This window comes from Arthrobacter jiangjiafuii (assembly GCF_018622995.1).
Lineage (GTDB): Bacteria > Actinomycetota > Actinomycetes > Actinomycetales > Micrococcaceae > Arthrobacter_B > Arthrobacter_B jiangjiafuii.
In genome coordinates this window covers 26,765-49,011 of the sequence record NZ_CP076022.1, presented here as the reverse complement: position 1 = coordinate 49,011, position 22,247 = coordinate 26,765, and the positions used below count along the sequence as shown (strand labels likewise).

Here is a 22,247-nt window from a genome sequence, read left to right as displayed (position 1 = left end):
AATGACTGAAGCGCAGCGTGTTTTGGTAACGGGTGCCACCGGCTACATCGGTGGGCGGCTGGTTCCGCTGCTGCTCGAGGACGGCCACAAGGTGCGGGTTCTGGTGCGCTCCCCGGAGAAACTGCACGACGTTCCGTGGCACGACGACGTCGAAATCGTCCAGGGCGACCTCACGGACAAGGACTCAGTGGGTGAGGCCATGCGGGGCATGGACACGCTCTACTTCCTGGTGCATTCCATGGCCTCGGGCAAGGGGTTTGCGGACCAGGAACAGCAGATCGCGCATCTGGTGGCGGATGCCGCAGCGGAGTCCGGCGTGCAGCGGATCGTCTATCTCGGTGGGCTGCATCCCGAGGGTGAGCTGTCTCCGCATATGCGTTCGAGGACCGAGGTGGGGCGGATCCTGCTCGAAGGCAAGGTCCCCGCCGTCGTCTACCAGGCCGGCGTGGTGATCGGCTCCGGGTCGGCCTCGTTTGAAATGATCCGGCACCTGACCGAAACCCTGCCCGTGATGCCGGCGCCTAGCTGGGTCCGCCGGAGGATCGAGCCCATCGCCATCCGCGACGTGCTGCACTACCTTGTCCGCGCCGTCGACCTCCCTCCGGACACCAACCGCACCTTCGACATCGGTTCCCGGGAGGTCCTGACCTACGCCGAGATCATGAACGGCTACGCCGAGGAGGCCGGGCTGCCGCAGCGCCGGATCTACGCACTGCCCCTGCCCGCGCCCCGGCTGGCGGGCATGTGGGTGGCCCTGGTGACGCCTATCCCGCGGTCCATGTCCCTGCCGCTGGTGGAATCCCTGCAGCACGACGCGGTGTCCAAGGAACGCGACATTGACCGGTACCTGCCAGGGCCCGACGGCGGTCCCACCGGCTACCACGAGGCGGTCAAGCGGGCGCTGGGCAAGGAAAGGCGCGGCGAGGTGGAAACCACCTGGGCGGGGGCGTCCCCGGCGGCGGACGAGGCGTCTTCGCCTTTGCCCAGCGACCCGGACTGGGCCGGCCAGACCGTGTACGTGGATTCCCGCCAGCGCCGCTCGACGGTGGCGCCGGAGCATGTCTGGAAAGTGATTGAGGGGATCGGCGGCAAGAACGGCTGGTATTCGCTGCCCATGGCCTGGGCCATCCGCGGTGTGCTGGACAAGACGGTGGGCGGTGCCGGACTGACCCGCGGCCGGCGCCACCCCACCACCCTGTTCACCGGTGACGTGGTGGACTGGTGGCGGGTGGAGCTGCTGGAACGCGGGCGGCTGCTGCGGCTGCGGGCGGAGATGCGGGTTCCCGGGAAGGCCTGGCTGGAGCTGCGGGTGGATCCCGACGGCGGCGGCAGCCTGTACCGGCAGCGCGCCATCTACTTCCCGAAGGGATTGGGCGGCAAGCTGTACTGGTGGCTGATCGCCCCGTTCCACGGCCTGATTTTCCCGTCCATGGCCAAGAACATCATCAAGAATGCCGCCCGGCTGGCCGAGGAAGGCTGAAAGTCAGCCTTCGATCCGCAGGCCCAGGTTCGCGGCGAGCAGCGGGGCCAGCATCATCAGCTGGTCCTCATCCACGGTGGCGCCGTTCAGGCCCGGCAGGTGTGTGATGGAGCGGAACTCGGTGCTGCGCAGGTCCACGTCCTGCAGCACTGCGCCGGAGAGGTTCAGGCTTCCGATCCGGCAGTCGCGGAAGGCGACCCGGGTGGCGTGCACGCCGTCCAGGTCCAGCTCGTCGATCAGGCAGCCGCTGAACAGGACATTGGTGAGCCGGGAGCTGCGCAGGTTCACGAAGTCCAGCTTCCCGCCGTCGACGTGGACGGAATCCCAGGCGCCGTCGTACAGCTCGGCCGATCCCAGCCTGCTGCCTTCCAGGACCACGTCCCGGAAGGTGCTGCGCGGAGCGCGGAACACCGGGGCGTACAGACCCGTGAACCGGCAGTCCAGGAACCTGGCTCCCCGCAGGCCGGTGTCCATCATGGATGCCGAGCTGAATTCGCATTCGGAGAAGGTGCTGCCCTGCAGGTCGGTGCCGTCGAAGGACTCACCGTCGAAACGCAGGCCGTCAAAGGTATCAGGGGCGTGCGGTGCGGCTGCGTCAGCCAGGCCGTGCAGCCGTACCGGGTCCAGCACCGGCGGCTTGGTCTTTCCTTTTGCCGCCCGTGTCGCTCCGGCCGGCCGCCTGGCTGCCGCTGCCACCCCTACTTGCGCCGGCCGAAGATGAAGTAGGACAGCGGTCCGACAAAGTTGACCGCGCAGGCCGCGGACCACAGGGCGCGGGGGCCGCGGACTTCAGCGGCGGGACGGCGCCAGATGTCGGCCAGGGCGAGGCCGGCGAGGAGCACCTGGACGGTTGCGCCTACGCCCACCATCTTCTTCTGCTGGGCGGTAAGGTCCTTGATGGACTTCTTCTTGGCCACGGTGCTCTCGATTCTGTTGGTGTGACAAACGTCTGCTCTGATTCTGCCGCATCCGCTCACATTTGGGGATTTCCCCTCTAGAGAGTGGAGTGATCCCCCAGCCGGTGGTACGTCCGGTTGTGGTAGACCAGCGGCTCATCGGGCCCGCCCGGGGTCAGTACGTCCAGCACCTCGGCGGTCACCAGGACCGAGGAGCCGACGGCGGCCCGGTCCAGGACCCGGGCCCGCAACGCCCGGGGAACATCCATGAGCAGCGGCTCGCCGTTAGGCAGGGTCTCCCAGGCCAGGGTCGAGGTGAAACGGGCCGATCCCGGACGCGCAAAGAGGTCGGCGAGCCCGGCGTTGCGGGCGCCCAGCAGGTGCACCACGATGGTCTCGGCGGACGCAATAACGCCGGCCGAGCCGGTGGCCGAAGCCAGCGAGAAGACCAGGATGGCCGGCTCAGCCGAAACTGACGACACAGACGATGCTGTGATTCCGGCCGGACCGGATTCACCCGCTGCAGTAATGACGGCAACTCCCGCCGGATGGGCACGGAAAGCGTCCTTGAAATGGTCTGTGAGCATAGGTTCTACGCTAGAACCTCAACAATGGTTGAGGTCAAATCGGTGCCTGCCTGCAGCCCCTGCCCCGCCCGGCCGCGTCCTCAGTAGTCCAGGACTGGCGCTCCGGTTCCCCGTCCGGCCGATTCGTCGTCGGGGTTAACAAACCGGCATTCCGCAAGCGAGAGGCAGCCGCAGCCGATGCAGCCGCCGAGGCGGTCCCGCAGGGCCTCCAGCGAATGGATCCGGGCGTCCAGTTCCTGCCGCCAGGCCAGTGAGAGGCGCTGCCAGTCATTGTGATCGGGCACGGCATCCGTCGGCAGTTCTTCCAGGGCGCGGGCAATGGTGGCCAGCGGGATACCCGCCCGCTGGGCAGCCCGGATCACCGCCACCCGCCGGAGCACGGAGCGGTCAAAGCGTCGCTGGTTCCCCGCTGTGCGCCAGCTGGAAATCAGGCCCTGCCGCTCGTAGAAATGCAGGGCGGAAACGGCCACGCCGCTGCGCTCCGCCACCTGGCCCACCGTCAGTTCGGACCGGGCGGAGCCACCCGCGTCTGTTAATCCGTCACTGCCCACAGTCGTGCCCATGTTCCCTCCGTCCCTTCCATTATCGGCGTTCGGCGGACGGCGCGCGCGCCCGGGTGTCGTCCGGGCTCTCGCGGCACGGCTGTAGCCGCACCTGCCATCGTCATGCCAGAGTGGGCGCCCTGAACAATGTTCGGACGCCCGGTCCGGACCGGAAAGGCCGGTATGAGCCCTGCATCCCCCACCGCCGGAACCCTGGTTTTCCTGCAGGGCACCGGCGACCCCGGTCCTGTTCCTGCCCAGACCATCCGCGAACAAATGGCTCTGGAGCCGGGCCTAGCCGGTTACACGGTGCGCAATGTCGCCTGGGCTGCCGGGGCGGGCCCCGCTGTCAGTGTGGTGCCTGCCCTGCCGCCGCGCTACCGGGAGGACGCAGACGCGGGGCTGCCGGGGCCGGACGGCGGGCGGGGGCTGGCACTTGCCGGGATGGACCTGCTGAGCGCAGCAGCTACGCCTTGGCCGCCTGGTTCCGGGGCGGGCGCCGCCCCGGACGTGGCCGCTGCGGAAGAACGCATGGTGACCGGCAGTGTGCAGCGGTTGGTGCTGGGACTGGTCACCGATGCGGCGGTAAACCGGCGCGTGCCGCTGACCGGTGCAGCTTCGGATTTTTCCCGCAGCATCATCTATTACCTCAGCCGTGGAGCCGAGGCCCGGTCCGTCATTGCCAATGCCCTGCGGATGGCCCCGCAGGATGCCCCGGTCATCCTGTTCGGCCACAGCCTCGGCGGGGTCGCTGCAGTGGACCTGTTGAGCGGGCCGGAGTGGGACGCAGATGGAATGCGGGTTGATTTACTGGTCACCGCAGGCTCCCAAAGCCCTTGGCTCTACCTGATGGGAGGACTGGCCCATCTGGGTCCGGGAAAGCCGGGGAACGTTCCCGTTCCGTGGCTGAATTTCTGGGATGAGCGTGATCTGCTGTCCTTTTGCGCCGAGGATGTCTTTTCCGCACCGGGCACCCTGGTCCGGGATGTGGAGACCGCGTCGGGTGATCCGTTTCCGGCGTCGCACAGTGCCTACTTCACCGATTCGGCCCTCTACCGGGTTATGGGCGAGGAAGTGGCGCGCGCTGATCCGGCCCGGGACCGCTCTGGCCCGGACGCCGGGGTTTGGTGTTGACTGGACCACATGAGAGCCATCTGGAAGGGATCCATCGCGTTTGGGCTGGTCAATGTGCCGGTCAAGGTTTATGCCGCCACCGAAGACCACGATGTCAGCCTGCATCAGGTCCATGAAAAGGACGGCGGACGGATCCGCTACCAGCGCCGCTGCGAGGTCTGCGGTGAGGTGGTGGAGTACAAGGACATTGCCAAGGCGTACGACGACGGCGAACAGACCGTGGTGCTGACCGACGAGGACCTTGCCTCGCTGCCGGTGGAGAAAAGCCGCGAAATCGAAGTGGTCGAGTTTGTGCCCAGCGAGCAGGTGGACCCCATCCTGCTGAACCGGACCTACTATCTGGAACCGGATTCCAGCTCCAGCAAGTCCTATGTGCTGCTGAGGCGGACGCTGGAGGACACCGAACGGACCGCCATCGTGCAGTTTTCACTGCGCCAGAAGAGCCGGCTCGGAGCGCTGCGGGTCCGGGACAACGTCCTGACCCTGCAGACACTGCTCTGGGAAGACGAAGTCCGGGAAGCATCCTTTCCCTCCCTGGACGAAAAAGTGCGGATCAGTTCGAAGGAATTGGAGATGTCCTCGGCGTTGGTGGACTCCTTCAGCTCGGATTTTAATCCGGCGGAATTCACCGACGACTACCAGGAGCAGCTGAAGACGCTGATCGAGGCGAAACTGGAAAAGGGCGAGTCCCTGGATACCGAGGAAACATTCGGCGCCGAGGCCGAAGAGGAAGGCGGCAAGGTCCTGGACCTCATGGAGGCCCTGCGCCGGAGCGTGGAAAAGAACCGGGACAAGAAGTCCGGCGGATCCAAGCCCGGTTCCGGAGGAGCAAAGTCCTCAGGCGCCAAGGGCAAGGACAGTGCAACGGCGGAGAAGAAACCGGCGGCCCGCAAGACGGCCGCCAAAACCAGGAAGGGCGCCTAGGCCATGGCCATCACCAACTTTTTCCGGGACCGCAACGGACGAATCCGCATCATCGAGCCGCCCAACCGTCCGATCCTGGCCGCGGCAGGATTCGGGGTGGCAGCGATGATGGCGCTCACGCCGAAATACCAGAACCTCATGGGCGGCCTGAGCAAGGCGGCCTTCATCCTCTGGGCAATCCTGGAAACCGGCAGCGGCCGCAGCCCGTTCCGCCGCACACTGGGGGCGGCTGCCCTCGCCCGGGAAGTCCTTCCGCGCGGCTGATTCTCCGCGGCGGGTCACCCGGGCTGTTCCTCGGCGCAGCTGCCCGGAGTTACTGCCGGTAGCCTTCCACCTCGGGGGCGGGGCGGACCTCGGCCTCGTCGGGATCCTCTCCTGCATGCGCCCGGGCCCGGCGCTGCCGCAGCAGGTCCCAGCATTGGTCCAGTTGCTCCTCCACCCGGCGCAGCCTTTCCAGCCGCTCTTCCGGGTGGTCCCCCGCCGGGGCATCCCGCAGCGACTGTTCCTGCTGCACGAGTTCTGAAATGCGGTGCTGAATCTCGGTACCGTCCATATCCCTACGCTAGCGAGCCGCCCGCCCCGCGGCCAGCACCCGAACCGTCAACCCCTCAGCCCCGAAGCAGTTGGCTCAGGTAGCGGGAGAATCCCTCCGGGGCACGCCCGTCGCGGCGTCCAGAGGTCACCACGCGGATCCGGTCGGTGGCAATCCAGGGAGTACCGGCGGCTTTGATCCGGGCTACCAGATCCACGTCCTCATGGGCGGCCAGCGGCGCAAACCCTCCGGCTTTGCGGTAGGCAGCCGCAGTGAAGCCCAGGTTGGCGCCATGGATATGGGGGTGCCCCTCGGCCAGCGTGTGCCGCCGTTTCCAGGCCGCGTACTCCTCGCGGCTCAGGTCCGCCGGCTCCGGAACCGCCGTGCCCAGCACCAGGCCGTATCCGGCAGCGGCCAGGGCGTGCTGCTGGAAGAGCCAGTTCGGAGGCACCACCGTGTCCGCGTCGGTGTTGGCGATCCACAACCCGGGCAGCGGCGGCAGCGCGGCGATGCCGGCGGCACGCGAAGCCCCGACCGTGCCAAAGGATCCGGCAACGATCTGCAGGTCAAGCTCCGATGACCAGTCGCGCTGCAGCCGGGCAACGACGTCGGCCGAGCCATCGGTGCAGGAATCCAGCACCACAGTGACCGTCGATCGGGCTGCGCACTGCTGCCGGAGGGACCTGACGGCAGCGCGCACCGACAACAGCGCGGCAGGCAGCAGCTGCTCTTCGTTGCGCACCGGCATGACGACGGCGAGCTGTCCGGGAACGGGCATGGATCAGAGCAGCCCGGACTGCGCGGCCACGGACGGCGTTCCGGGGCGGGCCAGGACATCGATCCGGAAGTCCTCCTCGCAGTGCTCGGCGAGCACCTGCAGGCCGGCCCGGGCCCGGAACACCTCATGCACCTGGTCGCCGGTCAGCTCCCAGCCCTCGTTGGGGTGGCGCCAGTGGCACAGCAGCACCACGCCGTCGTCGGTCAGTGCGGCCTCGGTGCGGTCAGCCAGTTCATGCAGCTCACTGGGCTGGAGGAAATACCCGATCTCCGAGACCACCACCAGGTCAAAGCGGCCCTCGGGCCAGTCCAGCGGCACCGCGGCCTGCGCCAGACGCACATGCGGGGAGCCGTCGAGCCGGCGGCGGGCCAGCGCCAGCGCACGTTCGCTGATGTCCGTGGCCTGGACTGCGTCGGCACGGGCGGCCAGCTCCGCGGTGAAAACACCGATGGAGCATCCAGGTTCGAACACCGAGGCGAAGTGCGGGCGCGGCAGCATGGCCAGGCTCAGGGCGCGTTTGCGGTGTTCGTAGAAGCTGCTTTCGAACTGCCAGGGGTCGGCCGAGCTCCGGTAGAGGTCCTCGAAAACGTCCCGGGGGCGGCGCGGGCGGGTCAGGATGAACGACTCAAAGTCCCGCTCGAAGTGGGCCAGGACGGCGGGGCTGAGCAGTGCTTCGTCGCCTGGCGCCTCAGAGAGCGGCTGCACCTGGCTGACGTGTGCCGCCATGGCTGCCGCCTTCGCGCCGGCCGCGGCGCCGCCCAGGGGCAGCAGCACCAGCTCGCGGGGAACGTCGTCCGGGGTTCCCCAGTGCCAGAGCCACACGGGATATTCCAGCAACGGCAGGCCGCGCGTCCGGGCCAGGGCGGCCGCGGCCAGTCCGGCGGTGTCGTGGTCCGTGTGCCCGTCGGTGCGCCAGGGCGCGGCCAGCACCGTGTGTTCCGCTGGTCCCACAACCGCCGCCAGACCGGCATCGAGGGCGCTGCGGTGCCGGGCGAGGCCGCCGTCGGGCAGGTCCAGGAAGTGGACCCGTGCCTGTGGGGCAAGCCGGGCGACGGCGTCGCGCAGTTCGATCTTCCGGATGCCGGCCAGCTCGTGCGGCGTAAGGGTGGGGGACGCGGGGTGGGATCCCTCGCCGGCGCTGGCGACGACGACGTCGATGGCCGTGCCGCGGGCGGCCAGGGTGGCGATCAGCCCGCCGGCGCCGAGGGTCTCGTCGTCGGGATGTGCGGCGAGGACCACCAGTCGTCCGGGTCCGTGCGGATACAGGTCCGCCAGGTCCAGGACGCTGCGGCCGGCCAGATGCCGGGCCCAGTGAGACTCCGGAACGGAATCGTCCAGGTGGCTGAAGCTCACCATGGAGCACCGCCGTCCTGCAGCAGGGCCCGGCCCAGGGCTGCATAGTCGCGCTCCGCATGGTGCTGGCGCAGGTAGATCCGCAGGTCGGCGGTGCGCCGGGCGTGTTCCTCCTCCAGTGCCAGCGGTCCCGGCCCGAGGCCGTGGTCCGCCAGGATCAGGACTTCTTCGCCGGCATCGGCCACGATCCCCCGCACCTGCTGCGCGAGGATGGCGCCGTCGCGGCCATCGGCCCGGCCGGAATCAATCCGGTCCGCAGCGGACGCCAGCACGGAACGGGCTGCCTGCAGCCGCAGGTCCGCCTTACCCAGCAGCATCTGCGCAATCTGGTCCGGCTCCCGATCCTGCGCTGCGGCGAACATCCGGCGGGCCACGCCGACGGCCCCGCCGTACCAGCAGGCAGCCACGCCGATCCCGCCCCACGCGAAGCCCGGACGTTCGAGGTACCAGTTGTCCGCACCTACCGGGCGGGCCCGGGCACGGTTGAAGTCCACCGGTCCGCTGTCCACTGCCGCCAGTCCGCGGCTGACCCAGGTGCCCGGGACCGGTTGCACACCTGGCTGGCGGAGGTCCACGGCAAAGGCGCGGCGGCGGCCGGCACCCGTATGGGCCGTGACAACTGCGTAGTCCAGGCTTCCGGCCAGGGAACACCACGGTTTGCGCCCGGAGAGTTCCCAGCCCTCAGGGGTCAGCTCGGCGTTGAGTACCATTCCCTGGCCCTCTGCGGCGAAGACACCCCAGCTGCCGGGTTCGGCCGGGCTTTCGGACTGCTCCAATATGGCGAGGGCATCCAGATGGGGTTCAAGCGTGCGGGCTGCAGTCAGGTCGGCGGCGGCAACCACGGCCAGGATGGAGAACAACCGGCTGGTCTCCCCCTGGCCGGGCAGTGGTGCCTCCGGGGCGAGCCGCTCAGCCAGGGCCAGGGCGGCGGCGGGTGAACCGTTTACCGCTGCCGCGTCAGTAGCCAGCTGCGGCAGCCCGGGCGCGTCCTGCGCGCCGAATCCCATGAGCGCTGCCGGAAAAGATGTGCTGTCCACCGTGTCCTCATCCCCCAGGGATCGGTGGTCAGCCTGCCCGTGGTGTGTCGAAAGCTTTGGACCCAGTTAACCAGCCAGTTGCGGGGGAAGCCTATTCGAGAGCTGGCGGGGAGTTACGCGGTAGATGTCCGCCCCGTGGCCGGACGTTTGCCGAAAATCAGGCCCAGACCCACCATGACCACGGCCAGGATCAGGTGCAGCCAGTTGTCGGCAGTGTTCACCGGGACAAAGTTGCTTTCTGAGTGATGGGGAACCATCAGGCCGTAGATGAACAGCAACAGGTACACGATTCCCCCGCCAATGAGGTAGATCCGGGCCAGGCTGTGGGTTCTGGCCATGATCAAACCGAGGAAACCGAAGATCAGGTGGACGATGTTGTGCAGAATCGACACCTGGAACACCCCTAGCAGCACCGCCTCGGATGTATAGCCGGAGAAATAAAGTGCCTCATAGTTTCCGGTGATTCCCGGGACGAAACCCAAAACGCCGATCACGATAAAAACGAGGCCGAAATACCAGGAGGCCCGTTGGGCGTTGGTGCGGCGCAGTGACCTGCCGCTGGCGGGATAGGACATCATGGACTCCTTTACCTTGCCGGTTTGGCTGACCTGCCGCGGCAGCGGCGGCTGGTGCTGGTGGTCAATGCGTATATTCCCCGTAGTGAATGCTTCTTCAACTGTTGCACAATCACCACATCATGGGAAGCATGCTTACCAGTACCCAATTGGAAGGAAATGCCCATGGTTTTCACGCCCCTCACTGCAATAGTCACCGGTCCGGATTCCGGTATTGGCCGGGCGACAGCAGTGGCACTGGCGGAGGCCGGCATGGATGTCGGTACTACCTCTGCCGACTGACTGGAGGCCTAAATGGAATCCCTTTGGCTCGCCAGCGCGCCGTCCATAGCCACCGATCCCTTCTCGCCCGGCATCTCCTATGACACCGTGGTGGCCGGGGCGGGCCTGACCGGCCTCACCACGGCCCTGCTGCTGGCCCGGCGGGGACAGAAAGTGCTGGTGGTGGAGGCCCGCCACGTGGGAGCGGTGACCTCAGGCAACACCACCGCCAAGGTTTCCCTGCTCCAGGGCACCCGGCTTTCCAGCATTTCCTCACATCAGGGACCCGATGCAACGCGCGGCTACGTCCGGGCCAACCGCGCCGGACAGGATTGGCTGCTCGATTTCTGCCGCCAGCATGGGATCGACCATGACATCCGCACCGCCTATACCTATGCGGTGTCCGACCAGGGCCGGCAGATCCTGGAAAGCGAACTCGCCGCCAGCCTGGCCGCCGGCCTCGAGGTGCGCCTCACCCGCGACACCGAGCTGCCCTTCGCCGTGACCGGTGCCCTGGAACTGGCAGGCCAGGTGCAGATCCATCCGCTGCAGGCCCTCGCGGCGCTGGCTGCGGAGTTCCGCTCTGCCGGCGGAACACTGGTCGAGGGTGTGAGGGTGACGGGGACCCGCAAGTCTCCGGAACACCCGGTCCAGGTTCTGACTGCTTCCGGCTCGGTGTTTGCCCGGCAGTTGGTCCTGGCCACCGGCATTCCGGTCCTGGACCGCGGTGGTTACTTCGCCCGACTGCTGCCCCTGCGCTCCTATGCCATGGCCCATCCGGTTCAGGGCGGCGTTCCGCAGGGCATGTACCTTTCCATTGACTCGCCGTCCAGGTCGCTGCGCACGGCCCGGGTGGGCGGCACCGAGTACCTGATATCGGGCGGCAACGGGCACGCCGTCGGGCGCCATCCCCATCCCCAGGCGCTGGTGGATGATCTGGCGGCCTGGGCGGTCGACCATTTCCCGGTGGCGCCCCCGGCCTACTCCTGGTCCGCGCAGGACTATGAGCCGGCGGCAGGCCTGCCCTATGTAGGGCGAATACCGCTGGGGGAGGGAAATATCTTCGCTGCCACCGGCTTCAACAAGTGGGGAATGGCAAACGCGGTGGCAGCGGCCCTGGTCGTCAGCGGGGAGATCGCACCGGCGGAGGATGCAGGCGCTCCGCTGGAGCGCTACTACGAATCACGGCTTTCCCCCCGCGACGCCCTGACTGTGGTGCGGGACAACGCAGAGGTGGGGCTGGAGATGATTGCCGGCTGGGCCTCGGCAATGACCGGCACGGAGGATGGCGCCCCGCCCGAGGGCCAGGGCATGGTCGTCCGGCGATCCGTCAAGCCAGTAGGCATCTGCACGGTGGGAGGCAAGACGTCCCGGGTGTCGGCGGTCTGCCCGCACCTTGGCGGGGTGCTCTCCTGGAACGACGCCGAAGCCTCCTGGGACTGTCCGCTGCATGGCTCGCGCTTTGCTGCCGACGGCGAATTGCTGGAAGGTCCGGCCGTCAGGGGCCTGGAGAAACCCTGACGGCCGGCGGCCCGCCTGCCTGCCCCGGCTAGAACCCGGCGCGCGGGCCGCCCGACTCCGGATCGTCCATGGCCGGATCGGATTCCGGCGCCGCGGCCAGGCCGGAGGTGGAGGTGGAGGTGGTGGGTGCGGAGGCTGTGGGCGGCGCGTCCACGTTCCCGCGCCAGGAGCCGGTCTCCGCGCCAAGACCCTCAATGAACGCCTTGAAGCGCTTGAGGTCCGATTTGACCTGGCGGTCATCGGCACCGACAACGGAACCGACCTTCTCGATGAAGGTCTCCGGATCCCAATCCAGTTGCACGCTGACCCGGGTGTCGGTGTCACTGAGGCGGTGGAAGGTTACAACCCCGGCGTGCGAGGTCCCGTCGGTGCTCTTCCAGGCCACACGCTCATCCGGGTGCTGTTCAGTGATTTCGGTGTCGAATACCCGCTCCACTCCGCCGATATTGGTGATCCAGTGATTGGAGGTTTCAGAGGTCTGGGTAATGGATTCAACGCCGCCCATGAACTGCGGAAATGATTCAAACTGCGTCCACTGGTTGTACGCCGTGGACACGGGAACTGCTACGTCAATGGATTCTTCTACGGTGGTCATGAAGGTCCCTCCGGTAGTCGGATCAAGCATTTGGCCCGGCACGGCTTCCGCCCGGGCCCCTCACGCTACCCAACGGACCCACCGACTTCAACCAGAAGGTAAGCTTGCTTAGGTTGATGGCTGCGGCGAAAGCAACAGGCATCCTTCGTCAACATATTTCTCAACATTGGAGGAAACATGAAGGCTTCTAAAGAACTGACCACAAACCTGCAGTCGGTCCTGGTGGACCTTATCGAACTGCACCTGCAGGGCAAGCAGGCGCATTGGAATGTTGTGGGCAAGAATTTCCGCGACCTTCACCTGCAGCTTGACGAAATCATCGACGACGCCCGGCTGTTCGCCGATGAGCTGGCCGAGCGCATGCGCGCCCTGGAAGCCGTGCCGGACGGCCGCAGCGTGGCCGTCGCCGAAGGTACCTCGCTGCCGCCGTTCCCGGCCGGGCTCGTGGACACCAAGGACACCGTCACCCTGACCGTTGCCCTGTTGAAGGCAACTGTGGGAACCATGCGGGATGTGCACGACCAGGTGGACGAGGAAGATCCCACCACCGCAGACATCCTGCACGGCTTCATCAGCAAGCTGGAGCAGTACGCCTGGATGGTCAACGCCGAGAACATCAAGCCCACCGCTTCGGTCACGACGCCGGACAACGCCAACTCCCAGCCGACCCTCTGATCCCCGTGCCCCGCCGATAACCGGCGGTCTCCGGCCGGTCCTTTCCGTGCAGGTCATCCTGCACCAAGGGGCCGGCCGTTTTGCTGTTCCGAATGCCCCGGCCGACCGGGCGCCCTAGCCGACGACGGCGGTCCGGACTTCCTCCATCAGCGCGGCCATCTGCTCCATGGCTGCGGCGCCGTCGCCGTCCGCCACGGCCCGGGCCACGCACTCGTGGCCCCGCAGTGCCACCTCCCGCGGATGTTCAGGCATCAGCCCCTGCTGGGTACGACCGGTGAGTACCTCGGCGACAACTTCGTCCAGGGATGCGAACATCTCATTGCCGCTGGAGCGCAGCAGCAGCGTATGGAAGGCAATGTCCGCCGCGAGGAAATCCTCCAGCCGGCCCGCCTCCCCCAGCAGCCTCATCCGTGCGGCAAGTTCCACCAGCGCCGCCCGGTCATCTTCTTCTGCATGCCGGGCCGCGCCGGCCGCAGCGATCGGCTCCACCGCCACCCGCAGTTCCGTGAGCGTCCGGAACTGGGCGTCCCGCTGCTCGCCGGCCAACCGCCAGCGGATAATCCGCGAATCAAAGACGTTCCATCTGGAGGCATCCTGGACCACGATGCCGATCCGCCGCTTGGAATACACCAGGTTCATCGACTCCAGGATCTGCATGCAGTCCCGCACCACGGTCCGGGAAACACCAAATTCCGCCTGCAGGCCATCCAGCGTCAGCCGGTCACCGGGCTGCAGGGTTCCGGCAACGATCCGCACCCCAAGGGTGTTGATGATCGCGCCGTTCATTACGGTAGCCGCCGGCCGCGGCGCACTGTCCTGCACGATGCCCGCCTTTCTCCCCATGCGCCGATCCTTCAGGAGGGCATTTCCCTACGGAAAGCCCTCGCCAGGGGACGGCAGCGACCTAGATCTATTACCGCCAAGCCTAATGCCGCATTGGTGTTATCAATCACTTATATGGTGATACCTTTGTCCAGAAGATTTACTTCGGAGGGGGCCGGCCCACTTCCGGCGACAACGGCGTCCACAGGAGATCACATGAGTCCCACCCCCCAGCACCTCGTCATCATGGGTGTCTCAGGTTCCGGCAAGACCACCATTTCCACGCTGCTCTCCGAGCACCTGGGATGGATCGCAGCCGAGGCCGATGAATTTCACCCGGAGTCCAACATCGCGAAGATGTCCTCCGGAACCCCGCTGACCGATGAAGACCGCTGGCCGTGGCTCGCCTCCATCCGCGAGTGGATGGACACACAGGCTGAAAACGGCCGCTCCACCATCGTCACCTGCTCGGCCCTTAAGCACTCCTACCGGGATGTGCTGGCCACCGCCTCCGGGGACGTCCACTTTGTCCACCTCAACGGCGACGCAGCAGTACTGGGCGAACGCATGAAGACCCGCAGCGGGCATTTCATGCCTGCCTCGCTGCTGCCGTCCCAGATGAGCACGCTGGAACCGCTGGCGGAGGACGAACAGGGCGTCGTCGTCGACATCCTCAAGCCGCCGGGCGACATCGTCTCGGAAATCCTGACCCGGCTGAACCTGCCCGCCAACTGAACCGCCCATTCACCACCCGTGCGGCCGCCCTTGGCGCCGCAGCAACACCCTTAGCGACGGAGCTACACCCATGACAATTGAAGGCTGGTCCCAAACCCTCGGTGCGGGCCCCCTCCTCCTGATCGCGGCCGGAGCCATAGCGCTTCTGCTGTTCCTGATCCTGAAACTGCGCCTGCACGCGTTTGTCTCGCTGATCCTGGTCAGCCTGCTGACCGCATTTGCCACCGGAATCCCGACCAGCAGCATCGTCACCGTCCTCACCGGCAGCTTCGGCTCGACACTGGCCACCGTGGCCCTGCTTGTCGGCCTCGGCGCCATGCTCGGCCGGCTGGTGGAGACCAGCGGCGGAGCCAAGGTCCTGGCCGAGACCCTGATCCGGGTCTTCGGTGAGAAGCGGGCACCGCTCGCGCTCGGCGTCGCCTCGTTGATCTTCGGCTTCCCGATCTTCTTCGATGCCGGCCTTGTGGTCATGCTTCCGGTCATCTTCTCCGTTGCCCGCCGCCTGGGCGGCGGAGTGCTGCGCTACGGCCTCCCTGCCGCGGGCGCCTTCTCCGTCATGCACGTCTTTGTACCCCCGCATCCGGGCCCCGTCACGGCCTCGGGGTTCTTCGAAGCCAACATCGGCGTCGTCCTTCTCCTGGGCCTCGTCATCGCCCTGCCCACCTGGTACATCACCTCCTACCTGTTCGGCCTGTGGGTCGGAAAGAAGTTCGTCCTGCCGGTGCCTGCCGTGCTCGGTGAGATCGATGGCGACGAGATCAAGAACCCGCCGAAGTTCGGCACCGTGGTTTCCGTACTGCTGCTGCCCCTGATCCTGATCTTCCTCAACACCGGCCTGAATACCCTGGCCTCGGCCGGCGTCATCTCCGCCGAAGCAGCCGGGCAGCCCTGGTTCGCCTTCCTGCGCACGCTCGGCGAAACGCCGGTGGCGCTGCTGATTTCCCTGCTGGTGGCCTGCGTGGTGCTGGGGACCCGTCGCGGGGAATCCAAGACCGCCATCGAGAAGGTCCTGGAATCCGCCCTGGGCCCGGTCTGCTCGGTCATCCTGATCACCGGTGCAGGCGGCATGTTCGGCGGCGTGCTGCGCACCTCGGGCATCGGCGACGCCTTGGGTTCCGTGCTCAGCGACCTGGGCGTTCCCCTGATCCTGGCCGGCTTCCTCATTGCCGCCATCCTGCGCATCGCCCAGGGCTCGGCCACGGTGGCACTGACCACCGCTGCAGCCCTGATCGCCCCGGGCGTCATGGAAGCCGGCTACAACACCGTCCAGACCGCCACCATGGTGCTCGCGGTGGCTGCCGGCTCGGTTGTCGTGAGCCACGTCAACGACTCCGGCTTCTGGCTCGTGGGCCGGTTCATGGGCATGGACGTGAAAACCACGCTGAAAACCTGGACTGTGCTGGAGACCCTGATCGGCGTCATGGGCTTCGCCCTGGCCGCGCTGGCCTTCGGACTGGCTTCCCTGGCCTAACCAACGCACGACGACGGCGGGGCGCCTTTGCGGGTGCCCCGCCGCCGTTGTGTCCGGGGCTCCCTGTTCCCGGCGAGTGCTCCCCTGTTCCTGGAGTGTCAGAAGGGCATGAAAGCATAAGAAGTTACGAAATTTTCGGTGTTACCACCGCCCTATGGAAGGACCCCACGCACCATGATGGGTGGTCATCACGCAGCATCAGGCGCCGCAGCCTGGATTGCCGTCGCTTCAACCGCACCGCATGCCCTTGGCTGGTATCCGGTCACGCCCCTTGGTGTGGTCACCGGAGCGCTGCTCACAGCGGGAGCAGCACTGCTTCCGGATCTGGACCACCACAGCGGAACCATCGCCCATTCGCTGCCCCCGGTCACGAAAATCCTGGCCCGCATCACCGAGCAGATCAGCGGTGGCCACCGCCGGGGCACGCATTCCCTGCTCGGACTCGCCGTGTTTGTCGCGCTGTCGACGGCCTTGGGGCAGGTCACTGCCGTCGTACCGGTTTTCGGCTCCGTGGCCGTGGGAGCCGGCCTGCTCTCCGTGCTCCTGATGGGATTTGCGCTGAAAGCGCTCAAGATCGCAGGCGGGCCGGTGCGCAGCTGGCTGCTGGCCCTGGGGCTGTCCGGCTTCATTGCCGTTTACGCCCCGGAGAACAACGACTGGCTGCCGGTGGCGGTGGGGCTGGGCGTTGCCGTGCACATCCTCGGTGACCTGCTGACCCATCAGGGTGTCATGATCCTGTGGCCGCTGCGGATCAAGCGCCCGCGCTCCCTGGCGGGAATGCCCGTCCTGAATAAGCTCTGGCGCAGCAGCGGATGCATGTCGCTCCCCCTCATCGGCGCAGCCGGTTCCTGGCGCGAATGGGCGCTGATGGTGCCGGTGACGGTCTATGCGATCTACGGCGTGGCGCATGCGGCGTTCCTCACCCTGACCCAGTGGGCGGCCGCCTGACGGCAGCGTCCGGCTGCTGGACAGGATTTAAGTCGTTCACGGTTGTGAACGATAATGAAGGTTGTGGAACTAGCCCTCTTTGCTGTCATCGGCGTGGCTGTCATTGTCACGGTCGCCGCCTTTTCCAAGCGGCTCGGCATTGCCGCGCCCTTGATCCTGGTGGTGGTCGGCCTGGGCTTGTCCTATTTACCGGGCCTGCCGACGTTCACGGTTCCGCATGAGGTAATCCTCATGGGAGTGCTGCCGCCCCTGCTCTACGCCGCGGCGGTCAATGTCCCGGTGGTGGATTTCCGGCGGAACTTCGGCGCCATCTCCAGCCTGTCCGTCTTCCTGGTGCTGTTCTCCGCTTTTGCCACCGGCCTGCTGCTGTACATCCTGCTGCCGGACCTGGATCTGGCCGCCGCCGTCGCCCTGGGCGCCGTGGTCAGCCCGCCCGACGCCGTTGCCGCCACGTCCATCGGGAAGAAGCTCGGCCTGCCGCCGCGGCTGGTGACCGTGCTCGAAGGCGAGGGACTGGTCAACGACGCCACCGCCCTGGTGCTGCTGCGGTCGGCAATTGCCTTCAGCGCCGGCGGCATGTCCAGTATCTGGGATGGGGTCGCGGACTTCGGATTCGCCGTCGTGGGCGCCGTCACCGTCGGCCTGGTGGTGGGCGTCGCAACGGTCTATATCCGCTCGAAGCTCCACGATCCGGTGTTGGATACTGCCATTTCGTTTGTGGTGCCCTTCCTGGCCTTTATTCCGGCGGAGGAAATGCATGCCTCCGGTGTGCTGGCCGTGGTGGTTGCCGGGCTCTACACCGGACACCGCAGCGGGGCGGCCTTCAGCGCCCAGGCGCGGATCAATGACAGCGTCAACTGGCACACCGTCCAGTTCCTGCTGGAAAACGGCGTTTTCCTGCTCATGGGCCTGGAAATCCGCTACCTGGTGGAAAACGTTGATCAGTCCCTGCTGAGCGTGGGCGAATCCGTGGGAATCGGACTGGCCGTGGCTCTGTTGCTGATCCTCATCCGCTTCGTCTGGATGGGACCGCTGATCCTGCTGCTGCGCGCCAAGGTCGGCTATCAAGAGCGGCGAACGAACCGGTTCCGCGCCGCCCTGGACCGGCTGAATGAACAGGGCCCCAAAAACGAACGCAGCAGGCGCCGGGCCGACCGCAGGGAAGACCTTTACCGGCGCCGCACGGCCGATATCAGGCAACTGCGCGCCGAAGGCCTGGACTGGCGCGGCGGCCTCGTGATCAGCTGGTCCGGCATGCGCGGCGTGGTGACCCTGGCCGCGGCGCAGTCCCTGCCGGACGCCACCCCCTACCGTGAGCAGCTGGTCCTGATCGCCTTTACCGTGGCTGTGGTGACGCTGCTGCTGCAGGGCGGAACCCTCCCCTGGGTGATCCGGATCCTGGGGGTCCGCGGGGTGAACGCCGCGGAGGACCAGCGCAACCTGGCCACCCTGCTCGACCAGATCAGCGACGCCGGGCTGAAGATCCTGGAGGATCCCCCCGCCTGCCTGGGACAGGATGCGGAAGTGGATCCGGACGTGGTCGAACGGGTGCGCCAGAGCACCTTCCTGCGCAGCGAGCTGGCCTGGGAACGGGTCAAGGCCCTGGGGATCGGCACCAGCCCCACCCCGCAGTTGCAGTACCGCGAGCTGCGGCGCGCCGTCGTCGACGCCGAGCGTGAGGCGCTGCTGCTGGCACGCCGGGAGGGGCACTACCCCTCGCGGACGCTGGGCGATGCACAGCGGCTGCTGGACCTGGAAGAGTCAAGGCTGAAGCCGCGGCTGGGCGAACGCTAGGCCCTTCGCGGGTCGGCCCGCGGCGCTAGTCCTGGTGCAGCTGGATGTAGTTACCGCATCCGTCGTCGAACACGGCCTGGGTTCCCATCGCGTCGGTGGCAGGCGGCCCGGTGAAGCGGACGCCGAGGGCGCTGAGCCGCTCCATTTCCGCTGCCACATCGTCCACGCCGAACACGATGGCGGGCATCCCCTCGTCATATAGGGCGCTCCGGTACGCCTGGGCAGCGGGGTGGTCGCTGGGTTCCAGCAACAGGCCCGGACCGTCAGGGATATTCGGGGCCTGGACAATGAACAGGTTGTAGTCAGGCATGACCATCAGCGGTTCAAAGCCCAGCGTGGTGGTGTAGAAGTCGAAGGCCAGGGCAGGGTCGATAACGTGGATGCTGCTCATTTTTACGCGCATGAGCGAAGGCTACCGTGTGCAGGGTCGGACCCGCCCGAGAATTTTCTAGCGGGTTCCCCGCGGCTTGCCACCCTTGCGGTTTGCCTTACCCTTGCTGGCGGCGCTCCCTTTACCGGCGGAGCGCCCCGGCTTCGCAGTGGATTTCCCGGCTGCAGCAGCGCCGCTCCTGCTCTGGCGTTCCTTCGTCCGCTGGCGCGCCGTCGTCTTCTGCTCCGCCTGCACCGAGGGCTGGCGCGAGCTGTTGGCAGTGCGTCCCCGGACAATCCCCACGAACTCCTCGATGCCCGGATCCTCCGAGCCCTCCATCCAGGCCACGGCAATGCGGGTGCCCGGAGTTCCGGTGAGGGGGCGGGCCACCACGTCGCGGCGCGAGTACAGCTTGGCGACGGCCATGGGCAGCACCAGCAGTCCCGCACCGGAGGCAACCACTTCCATACCGACGTCGGCGCCTCCCAGCTCCTGCAAGTCCAGCAGGTTCTCGTCGGAGAGGTCCGCTGCGTCCAGTTCGTCGAACGCGGCCACGGCGTGGTCCTTCGCGGCAACCACCACCGGGCGCTCCTCATAGAGGGAAATCACGCTCACGTCAGCCGGACGGACATAGCCCTCGTCGGGGATCCGCACAAACACCACGTCAGCGCGGCCTGCCCTGAGGTCGGCCAGGGCCGTATCCTCGGGGCACTGGTACGAATCCAGCTCGCGGCCCTGCCGCTCATTCCACCGGCCGATCCATTTGCCGGGCGTTACGCCTGGAACATAGGCCATCGTCAGGGGACGGGCTGCGGGTTTCTGGCGGCGGGGGGCATCTGTTGGCACCTTTTCAGGTTAGCCCAGGCCGCCCGCCCCAACTTCCCGCCGCGGTCCGGTCCGTGCGCCGGATACCCTTGTTAGATGACTTCCGAGAAATCCCAATCCATGAAACCTGCCACGGCAGCCAAGAAGCTGGGCATCTACCTGCCTGCCGCCCCGCAGGAGTTCCAGGACGGGCCTATCTCCCGGGCCCAGTTCGACGAGCTGCAGTCCAATCCGCCCGAATGGCTGGTCGAACTGCGCCGCACCGGTCCCCACCCGCGCCCCGTGGTGGCCCAGAAGCTGAACATCTCCATCAGCGGACTCAGCCGCTCCGGCATCACCGAAGCGCTCACCACTGCCGAAATCACTGCCCTGCTGGCCGCACCGCCGGCCTGGCTCGTGGAAGAGCGTGCCAGCTTCGCCGCCGTCCGCGAGGAAGCCAAGCGCGTGAAGGAAGCTGAAGCAAAGAAGGCCCGCAAGGCTGAGCAGGCCCAGCGGGCCAAGCCCCAGGCCTAAAACCGCACCACCGCCGGGATTCCGGCCTGCGCTGCCCGCGCCGGCCGGATCCGCGGGCACATCACCGTGTGCAGGCATAAAAAAATCACCCCGGTTGGATCAACCGGGGTGACTCTATATTGTGCGCGAGGGGGGATTTGAACCCCCACGCCCTTTCGGACACTGGCACCTGAAGCCAGCGCGTCTGCCGTTCCGCCACTCGCGCAAAAATGGTTTCCCGTGGTGAGTGTGCGTTTGGTCTCGATGACCGCTTGCATCTCAATTCCTCGGGAACAGCAGAATCAAGCATACCCACATTTTGCCCAAACACCTAAACGCCCGGATCTGTTGGCTAAAACCCCTGCAGTTGCGCGGATTTTGGCCGCCCACCGTGCCTCGGCCGGCAGTTCCACCCGAGGCACGGGAACAAAGGGAGCGGCGTACTGCGGCTGCGCAGCGCCGACGGAGCGTTAAGACATTTATCAGGAGTCACCAGTACTATCGAAGTGGACCTGTATACCTTGGCCTGACTTGGTGCTGTCCGGATTGCCTCTGCGGCTGACCGGCATAACCCGGGCAGCCAGCGGCAGGGATCAAACCAGGGACCACCCGGGATGTTCCGGTCAGATAAGGATTTAGGGAAGGAGGCGAACATGGGCTTGCTCGATAACGTCGAACGCGGAATCGAAAGAGTAGTGCGAGGTGCCTTCTCCACGGGCTCCTCCGGGCGCGTGGAGCCCCTCGAGCTCGCCATTGCGCTGCGGCGCGAGCTTGATGAGCGTTCCTACACCGTGGGCCAGGGCCGCACCCTGGCGCCCAACGTCTTCACTGCCCGGCTTTCCGACGCCGACTTTAAGCGCGCCCAGGAATGGGGTGCACCCCTGGCCGAGGAGCTCTGCGACGTCGTCATCAAACACGCCCGCAGCCAGTCGTACACCCTGCAGGGGCCCGTCCGGGTCTCCTTCACCCGGGACCCGGCGCTGAAGGCCGGAGCCCTTGAGGTTGATTCCGCCATGGAGAAGGCGGGCGCCCCGGCACCACGCCAGGCCGCACCGCCGGCACCGGGCAGGGGACCCTCCCGCATGCAGCCCGTACTGGACATCGACGGCCAGCGGTATTCACTCAACGCACCGTCCGTGGTGCTGGGCAGGTCCTCCGAGGCCGATATCCTCGTTGATGACACCGGCGTTTCCCGCCGGCATCTGGAAATCCGCACCGAAAACGGTGCCAGCCGCGCCATCGACCTTGGTTCCACGAACGGAAGCTTCGTCAACGGCCTGAAAGTACAAGGGGAAGCAGATCTTACGGATGGTTCCACTATTGCCATGGGCCGCACCCGCATCACCTTCCGGCTCCTTCCGGTTCGGACCGGGGGACGTTAGTGGCAGATGAGCTATTGGTAACCCTGTTCCGTTACGGGTTCCTCATCGTGCTGTGGCTGATGGTGCTCAGCATCGTTGGCGCCATCCGGCGGGACCTCGTGGTGGGCAGCCGGAACCGTACAGGCACACCCAGCGCCCGGCAGATCCGCAAGAATCCCGAGCTGGAAAAGCAGGCCCCGGCTCCTGCGAAAGTTCCCGCCCGCCAGGTCGTGGTGACCGAGGGGCCGCTGCGGGGCACCGTCCTGGAACTGGCCTCGAGCCCGATCCTGCTCGGCCGCGCCCAAGAGGCAACCCTGGTCCTGGACGACGACTACGCCTCGGGGCGCCACGCGCGCCTGTTCCCGCAGGGCAGCCGCTGGTTCATTGAGGACCTCGGCTCAACCAACGGAACCTTCCTTGGCGGCAGCCAGCTGACCCGGGCCCTGCCCGTGGAACCCGGAGTACCCATCCGCATCGGCAAGACTGTCCTTGAGCTGAGGCCATAACGTGGCTTTGGTGCTCAACTACGCAGCACGGTC

The 22,247-nt window shown here is 66.7% G+C and carries 26 protein-coding genes, 1 tRNA gene and 1 pseudogene; 14 read left to right on the top strand and 14 right to left on the bottom strand.

Going from position 1 to position 22,247, the window contains the following annotated elements; translation table 11 throughout:
* Position 1 precedes the first annotated feature (1 nt).
* Positions 2-1,480: an SDR family oxidoreductase gene (locus tag KKR91_RS00260; RefSeq protein ID WP_210227062.1), complete on the top strand. Its 1,479-nt coding sequence runs from the start codon at positions 2-4 to the stop codon at positions 1,478-1,480.
* Between the two features lie 3 nt (positions 1,481-1,483).
* On the opposite strand, the gene KKR91_RS00255 is transcribed toward KKR91_RS00260, so the two are convergent.
* The 4 genes from KKR91_RS00255 to soxR all read right to left on the bottom strand — a co-directional run bounded on the left by KKR91_RS00255 (position 1,484) and on the right by soxR (position 3,526).
* Positions 1,484-2,176 carry a pentapeptide repeat-containing protein gene (locus KKR91_RS00255; protein ID WP_210227064.1) on the bottom strand — a complete coding sequence of 231 codons (693 nt, stop codon included), beginning with the start codon at positions 2,174-2,176 and terminating at the stop codon, positions 1,484-1,486.
* A gap of 2 nt (positions 2,177-2,178) precedes the next feature.
* Entirely contained in the window at positions 2,179-2,397 is a 219-nt protein-coding gene (locus KKR91_RS00250; RefSeq protein ID WP_237687432.1) for a PLDc N-terminal domain-containing protein, read from the bottom strand.
* 77 nt (positions 2,398-2,474) lie between these two features.
* The gene (locus tag KKR91_RS00245) at positions 2,475-2,963 is read right to left on the bottom strand and encodes a flavin reductase family protein (RefSeq protein WP_210227065.1); all 489 of its coding nucleotides are present in this window, start codon (positions 2,961-2,963) and stop codon (positions 2,475-2,477) included.
* 80 nt (positions 2,964-3,043) lie between these two features.
* Positions 3,044-3,526: a redox-sensitive transcriptional activator SoxR gene (gene soxR / locus KKR91_RS00240; RefSeq protein WP_210227066.1), complete on the bottom strand. Its 483-nt coding sequence runs from the start codon at positions 3,524-3,526 to the stop codon at positions 3,044-3,046.
* Between the two features lie 162 nt (positions 3,527-3,688).
* On the opposite strand from soxR, the gene KKR91_RS00235 reads away from it, so the two are divergent.
* The 3 genes from KKR91_RS00235 to KKR91_RS00225 are packed head-to-tail and all read left to right on the top strand — an operon-like array spanning position 3,689 to position 5,827.
* Positions 3,689-4,639: a hypothetical protein gene (locus KKR91_RS00235; protein ID WP_210227067.1), complete on the top strand. Its 951-nt coding sequence runs from the start codon at positions 3,689-3,691 to the stop codon at positions 4,637-4,639.
* A gap of 9 nt (positions 4,640-4,648) precedes the next feature.
* Positions 4,649-5,563 (top strand): non-homologous end joining protein Ku, encoded by a 915-nt coding sequence (gene ku / locus KKR91_RS00230; RefSeq protein WP_210227068.1) that lies wholly within the window; start codon positions 4,649-4,651, stop codon positions 5,561-5,563.
* Positions 5,564-5,566: 3 nt separating this feature from the next.
* Positions 5,567-5,827 carry a hypothetical protein gene (locus KKR91_RS00225; protein WP_210227069.1) on the top strand — a complete coding sequence of 87 codons (261 nt, stop codon included), beginning with the start codon at positions 5,567-5,569 and terminating at the stop codon, positions 5,825-5,827.
* A gap of 49 nt (positions 5,828-5,876) precedes the next feature.
* Here the strand turns inward: KKR91_RS00225 and KKR91_RS00220 are convergent, their stop codons facing one another.
* The 5 genes from KKR91_RS00220 to KKR91_RS00200 all read right to left on the bottom strand — a co-directional run bounded on the left by KKR91_RS00220 (position 5,877) and on the right by KKR91_RS00200 (position 9,838).
* Positions 5,877-6,116, bottom strand: a complete 240-nt coding sequence (locus KKR91_RS00220) for a DUF2630 family protein (protein ID WP_210227071.1) — start codon at positions 6,114-6,116, stop codon at positions 5,877-5,879.
* A 55-nt stretch (positions 6,117-6,171) separates the two neighbouring features.
* Entirely contained in the window at positions 6,172-6,873 is a 702-nt protein-coding gene (locus KKR91_RS00215; protein ID WP_210227072.1) for a glycosyltransferase family 2 protein, read from the bottom strand.
* A 3-nt stretch (positions 6,874-6,876) separates the two neighbouring features.
* Positions 6,877-8,229, bottom strand: coding sequence for a bifunctional PIG-L family deacetylase/class I SAM-dependent methyltransferase (locus KKR91_RS00210; protein WP_210227073.1), 1,353 nt, complete (start codon positions 8,227-8,229; stop codon positions 6,877-6,879).
* A complete protein-coding gene (locus KKR91_RS00205; RefSeq protein ID WP_237687431.1) occupies positions 8,223-9,263 on the bottom strand; it encodes an acyl-CoA dehydrogenase family protein in 1,041 nt (346 codons plus the stop codon). The genes KKR91_RS00210 and KKR91_RS00205 overlap by 7 nt, the downstream gene beginning before the upstream one ends.
* A gap of 113 nt (positions 9,264-9,376) precedes the next feature.
* Entirely contained in the window at positions 9,377-9,838 is a 462-nt protein-coding gene (locus tag KKR91_RS00200) for a DUF4383 domain-containing protein (RefSeq protein ID WP_210227074.1), read from the bottom strand.
* A gap of 165 nt (positions 9,839-10,003) precedes the next feature.
* On the opposite strand from KKR91_RS00200, the pseudogene KKR91_RS00195 reads away from it, so the two are divergent.
* Together KKR91_RS00195 and KKR91_RS00190 are read left to right on the top strand one after the other, a co-directional pair.
* Positions 10,004-10,108 (top strand): annotated as a pseudogene (locus KKR91_RS00195) (SDR family oxidoreductase); the annotation flags it as partial.
* Positions 10,109-10,132: 24 nt separating this feature from the next.
* Positions 10,133-11,620, top strand: coding sequence for an FAD-dependent oxidoreductase (locus tag KKR91_RS00190; RefSeq protein ID WP_210227076.1), 1,488 nt, complete (start codon positions 10,133-10,135; stop codon positions 11,618-11,620).
* A gap of 28 nt (positions 11,621-11,648) precedes the next feature.
* Here the strand turns inward: KKR91_RS00190 and KKR91_RS00185 are convergent, their stop codons facing one another.
* Positions 11,649-12,215 carry an SRPBCC family protein gene (locus KKR91_RS00185; protein ID WP_210227077.1) on the bottom strand — a complete coding sequence of 189 codons (567 nt, stop codon included), beginning with the start codon at positions 12,213-12,215 and terminating at the stop codon, positions 11,649-11,651.
* A 177-nt stretch (positions 12,216-12,392) separates the two neighbouring features.
* On the opposite strand from KKR91_RS00185, the gene KKR91_RS00180 reads away from it, so the two are divergent.
* The gene (locus KKR91_RS00180) at positions 12,393-12,890 is read left to right on the top strand and encodes a Dps family protein (protein WP_210227078.1); all 498 of its coding nucleotides are present in this window, start codon (positions 12,393-12,395) and stop codon (positions 12,888-12,890) included.
* A gap of 114 nt (positions 12,891-13,004) precedes the next feature.
* Here KKR91_RS00180 and KKR91_RS00175 read toward each other — a convergent pair whose 3' ends face one another.
* Complete coding sequence (locus KKR91_RS00175; RefSeq protein ID WP_210227079.1) at positions 13,005-13,733, bottom strand: FadR/GntR family transcriptional regulator; 729 nt, start codon at positions 13,731-13,733, stop codon at positions 13,005-13,007.
* Between the two features lie 195 nt (positions 13,734-13,928).
* On the opposite strand from KKR91_RS00175, the gene KKR91_RS00170 reads away from it, so the two are divergent.
* The 4 genes from KKR91_RS00170 to KKR91_RS00155 all read left to right on the top strand — a co-directional run bounded on the left by KKR91_RS00170 (position 13,929) and on the right by KKR91_RS00155 (position 18,660).
* The gene (locus tag KKR91_RS00170) at positions 13,929-14,447 is read left to right on the top strand and encodes a gluconokinase (RefSeq protein ID WP_210227081.1); all 519 of its coding nucleotides are present in this window, start codon (positions 13,929-13,931) and stop codon (positions 14,445-14,447) included.
* A 70-nt stretch (positions 14,448-14,517) separates the two neighbouring features.
* On the top strand, positions 14,518-15,918 hold the full coding sequence (locus KKR91_RS00165; protein WP_210227082.1) for a GntP family permease: 1,401 nt from the start codon (positions 14,518-14,520) through the stop codon (positions 15,916-15,918).
* Between the two features lie 174 nt (positions 15,919-16,092).
* Positions 16,093-16,866 carry a metal-dependent hydrolase gene (locus KKR91_RS00160; RefSeq protein WP_237686122.1) on the top strand — a complete coding sequence of 258 codons (774 nt, stop codon included), beginning with the start codon at positions 16,093-16,095 and terminating at the stop codon, positions 16,864-16,866.
* A gap of 54 nt (positions 16,867-16,920) precedes the next feature.
* Complete coding sequence (locus KKR91_RS00155; protein WP_210227083.1) at positions 16,921-18,660, top strand: cation:proton antiporter; 1,740 nt, start codon at positions 16,921-16,923, stop codon at positions 18,658-18,660.
* Positions 18,661-18,685: 25 nt separating this feature from the next.
* Here KKR91_RS00155 and KKR91_RS00150 read toward each other — a convergent pair whose 3' ends face one another.
* Positions 18,686-19,063: a VOC family protein gene (locus KKR91_RS00150; protein ID WP_210227084.1), complete on the bottom strand. Its 378-nt coding sequence runs from the start codon at positions 19,061-19,063 to the stop codon at positions 18,686-18,688.
* 45 nt (positions 19,064-19,108) lie between these two features.
* Complete coding sequence (locus tag KKR91_RS00145) at positions 19,109-19,876, bottom strand: LysR substrate-binding domain-containing protein (RefSeq protein WP_210227085.1); 768 nt, start codon at positions 19,874-19,876, stop codon at positions 19,109-19,111.
* 75 nt (positions 19,877-19,951) lie between these two features.
* Here KKR91_RS00145 and KKR91_RS00140 point away from each other — a divergent pair, with 75 nt between their 5' ends.
* On the top strand, positions 19,952-20,368 hold the full coding sequence (locus KKR91_RS00140) for a DUF5997 family protein (RefSeq protein WP_210227087.1): 417 nt from the start codon (positions 19,952-19,954) through the stop codon (positions 20,366-20,368).
* Positions 20,369-20,490: 122 nt separating this feature from the next.
* On the opposite strand, the gene KKR91_RS00135 is transcribed toward KKR91_RS00140, so the two are convergent.
* Positions 20,491-20,573: transfer RNA gene (locus tag KKR91_RS00135), tRNA-Leu, on the bottom strand.
* Between the two features lie 427 nt (positions 20,574-21,000).
* On the opposite strand from KKR91_RS00135, the gene KKR91_RS00130 reads away from it, so the two are divergent.
* Together KKR91_RS00130 and KKR91_RS00125 are read left to right on the top strand one after the other, a co-directional pair.
* Complete coding sequence (locus KKR91_RS00130) at positions 21,001-21,729, top strand: FhaA domain-containing protein (RefSeq protein WP_210227088.1); 729 nt, start codon at positions 21,001-21,003, stop codon at positions 21,727-21,729.
* Positions 21,729-22,214 carry an FHA domain-containing protein FhaB/FipA gene (locus KKR91_RS00125; RefSeq protein WP_420481411.1) on the top strand — a complete coding sequence of 162 codons (486 nt, stop codon included), beginning with the start codon at positions 21,729-21,731 and terminating at the stop codon, positions 22,212-22,214. Before KKR91_RS00130 ends, KKR91_RS00125 begins: the two co-directional genes overlap by 1 nt.
* Positions 22,215-22,247 lie beyond the last annotated feature (33 nt).

Bases quoted from the DNA above. Each gene is read 5' to 3' on its own strand.
- KKR91_RS00185 (WP_210227077.1), bottom strand. From the start codon at position 12,215: ATGACCACCGTAGAAGAATCCATTGACGTAGCAGTTCCCGTGTCCACG.
- KKR91_RS00150 (WP_210227084.1), bottom strand. From the start codon at position 19,063: ATGCGCGTAAAAATGAGCAGCATCCACGTTATCGACCCTGCCCTGGCC.
- KKR91_RS00235 (WP_210227067.1), top strand. From the start codon at position 3,689: ATGAGCCCTGCATCCCCCACCGCCGGAACCCTGGTTTTCCTGCAGGGC.
- KKR91_RS00225 (WP_210227069.1), top strand. From the start codon at position 5,567: ATGGCCATCACCAACTTTTTCCGGGACCGCAACGGACGAATCCGCATC.
- KKR91_RS00190 (WP_210227076.1), top strand. From the start codon at position 10,133: ATGGAATCCCTTTGGCTCGCCAGCGCGCCGTCCATAGCCACCGATCCC.
- KKR91_RS00140 (WP_210227087.1), top strand. From the start codon at position 19,952: ATGACTTCCGAGAAATCCCAATCCATGAAACCTGCCACGGCAGCCAAG.
- KKR91_RS00160 (WP_237686122.1), top strand. From the start codon at position 16,093: ATGATGGGTGGTCATCACGCAGCATCAGGCGCCGCAGCCTGGATTGCC.
- ku (WP_210227068.1), top strand. From the start codon at position 4,649: ATGAGAGCCATCTGGAAGGGATCCATCGCGTTTGGGCTGGTCAATGTG.
- KKR91_RS00165 (WP_210227082.1), top strand. From the start codon at position 14,518: ATGACAATTGAAGGCTGGTCCCAAACCCTCGGTGCGGGCCCCCTCCTC.
- KKR91_RS00155 (WP_210227083.1), top strand. From the start codon at position 16,921: ATGAAGGTTGTGGAACTAGCCCTCTTTGCTGTCATCGGCGTGGCTGTC.
- KKR91_RS00180 (WP_210227078.1), top strand. From the start codon at position 12,393: ATGAAGGCTTCTAAAGAACTGACCACAAACCTGCAGTCGGTCCTGGTG.
- KKR91_RS00245 (WP_210227065.1), bottom strand. From the start codon at position 2,963: ATGCTCACAGACCATTTCAAGGACGCTTTCCGTGCCCATCCGGCGGGA.
- KKR91_RS00215 (WP_210227072.1), bottom strand. From the start codon at position 6,873: ATGCCCGTTCCCGGACAGCTCGCCGTCGTCATGCCGGTGCGCAACGAA.
- KKR91_RS00170 (WP_210227081.1), top strand. From the start codon at position 13,929: ATGAGTCCCACCCCCCAGCACCTCGTCATCATGGGTGTCTCAGGTTCC.
- KKR91_RS00210 (WP_210227073.1), bottom strand. From the start codon at position 8,229: ATGGTGAGCTTCAGCCACCTGGACGATTCCGTTCCGGAGTCTCACTGG.
- KKR91_RS00200 (WP_210227074.1), bottom strand. From the start codon at position 9,838: ATGTCCTATCCCGCCAGCGGCAGGTCACTGCGCCGCACCAACGCCCAA.
- KKR91_RS00175 (WP_210227079.1), bottom strand. From the start codon at position 13,733: ATGGGGAGAAAGGCGGGCATCGTGCAGGACAGTGCGCCGCGGCCGGCG.
- soxR (WP_210227066.1), bottom strand. From the start codon at position 3,526: ATGGGCACGACTGTGGGCAGTGACGGATTAACAGACGCGGGTGGCTCC.
- KKR91_RS00260 (WP_210227062.1), top strand. From the start codon at position 2: ATGACTGAAGCGCAGCGTGTTTTGGTAACGGGTGCCACCGGCTACATC.
- KKR91_RS00130 (WP_210227088.1), top strand. From the start codon at position 21,001: ATGGGCTTGCTCGATAACGTCGAACGCGGAATCGAAAGAGTAGTGCGA.
- KKR91_RS00220 (WP_210227071.1), bottom strand. From the start codon at position 6,116: ATGGACGGTACCGAGATTCAGCACCGCATTTCAGAACTCGTGCAGCAG.